1 protein-coding gene is annotated in these 1930 nt (G+C 71.0%); it reads right to left on the bottom strand.

Annotated features, from left to right (window positions below):
- Positions 1–148: 148 nt before the first annotated feature.
- Positions 149–1753 (bottom strand): methyl-accepting chemotaxis protein, encoded by a 1605-nt coding sequence (locus ABT295_RS21100; protein WP_352396372.1) that lies wholly within the window; start codon positions 1751–1753, stop codon positions 149–151.
- Positions 1754–1930 lie beyond the last annotated feature (177 nt).

Below are 1930 nucleotides of genomic sequence, written 5' to 3'. Positions count from 1 at the left end.
CCGGCGATGCCGAGCGCACGGAGGCGATCAGGCGAGCCAGCTCACCGGGGCCGTTCGAGGGTGCGGGTGTCAGCATCCTGAGTCTTCTCCCTCATCCACCATGACTGTTCTCATCTGCTCTGCTCTGGTGCGCTGCGCCTGACGGCGGTCAGAGGGTGAACCGGCTCACCAGGGACTGCAGCTGAGCGGCGCTGCGCGACACCTCCGCCGCGGTGGTGGCGGTGTGAGTGGCGCTGCTCGTCGTCTGCGCCGCCGCCGCGGCGATGCCCGAGATGTTCGCCGTGATCTCCTGGCTGCCCGTGGACACCTCGGTGACGTTGCGGACCATCTCACTCGTCGTCGCCGACTGCTCCTCCACCGCCGCCGCGATCGTGCCCTGCAGGCCGTCGATGCGGGCGATGACCTCGCCGATCTGCGAGATCACGTCGGTCGCGGCGGTGACGTCGGCCTGCGTCGCGCTGACCTTCGCCACGATCTCCTCCGTCGCCCGGGCGGTCTGCTGCGCGAGTTCCTTGACCTCCCCGGCCACGACGGCGAAGCCCTTGCCCATCTCCCCGGCCCGGGCGGCCTCGATCGTCGCGTTCAGCGCCAGCAGGTTGGTCTGCTCGGCGATGGAGGTGATGAGCTTGACGACGTCACCGATCTCGCGGCTGGAGGCGCCGAGGCGTTCGATGGTGGCGCCGGCGTCCCCGGCGGCGGCCACGGCGGTGGCCGCGGTCTGGGAGGCCTGCGCGGTGGAGGTGGCGATCTCGCGGATGGCCGAGGTCATCTCCTCCCCCGCCGCGGCGACGGTGCCGATGTTCGCGCTGATCTGCTCGGTGGCAGCTGAGACGACCTGGGACTGCGCCGCGGACTCCTCCGCCCCCGAGGACAACTGGGTGGCGACCGCGGTCAGCTCCTCACTGGAGGCGGCCAACGTGGTCGCGTTGTCGGTGACTTCGCGCATCACCGCACCCAGGGACTGCAGGGAGGTGTTGGTCGCGGTGGCCAGACGGCCGACCTCGTCCTTGCTGACGTAGTCCACCCGCTGGTCCAGCCGGCCCTGCGCCAGGCCCTCCACCACGGTCACGACCTGGTTCAGGGGGCGGGCGATGGAGCGGGCGATGGCCACCGAGATCGCGACCGCCAGCAGCACGGCCAGGACGGCGCAGCCGATCAGGACGGTCACGGCCTGCCGGTAGGCGGCGCGGCCGTTGGCGGCGATGTCCTTGGCGGCCTTGGCTTCAGCGGCGATCATGGCGGCCAGCGCGGTGTTGATGTCCTTGCCGACCTGCGTGGTCGTCGCGGCGCGCTGGGCGATGAAGGCGGTCAGGTCGTCCTGGCTGGCCAGCGGCAGCAGCGCCTGGGCGGCGGTGCGCCACTGGGCCAGGGACTGGGTGAAGGTGGCCTGGTCGGTGCGGCTGCTGGCCGGGTCGGTGCCCAGGTAGGCCGTCCAGGCGGCATCCAGCGCGCTCTGGTCCTGGGTGTACTGCTCGGCCGCCTGCTGGGTGCTGGTCGGGTCGACGGCCACGGCGATGTCGCTGAGGTCCTTGCGGACTTGCAGGTAGGCGGTCTGGACCTTGTCGATGCCGGCGACCGAGGCCACCCCGGAGGTCGACAGGTAGTCCATCTTCGTCTGCGCCTGTCCCAGCCGCAGCACCCCGAGAACGCTGATGACGATCAGCAGGACCGTCACCGCACCGAACCCGGCGAACAACTTCGACGACACCCGCAGGTCACGCACACGCCCCAGCACCGGACCCACTCCGTTCATCCGCGGCGCCGTGGTCGGCGCCGTCGGGTGCTCCATCGAACAGGTGCCCCCTGGCCTTGAGGTGTCAGAACTGAATGGCGGAGATCTGGACGCGTGGATGCCGCACCCAGGACCACCCGGCGGCGGCCTTCACAGCAGCGGTCCACCCGGGTTGGGGTGGGAGGGCCCGGCCTGGGG

Origin of the sequence: Terrabacter sp. NPDC000476 (assembly GCF_040300125.1) — a bacterium.
Taxonomy (GTDB): Bacteria; Actinomycetota; Actinomycetes; order Actinomycetales; family Dermatophilaceae; genus Terrabacter.
This window is presented reverse-complemented; position numbering and strand designations above follow the sequence as displayed.

Coding starts and splice junctions, on each gene's coding strand:
- ABT295_RS21100 (WP_352396372.1), bottom strand. CDS start 1,753: ATGAACGGAGTGGGTCCGGTGCTGGGGCGTGTGCGTGACCTGCGGGTG.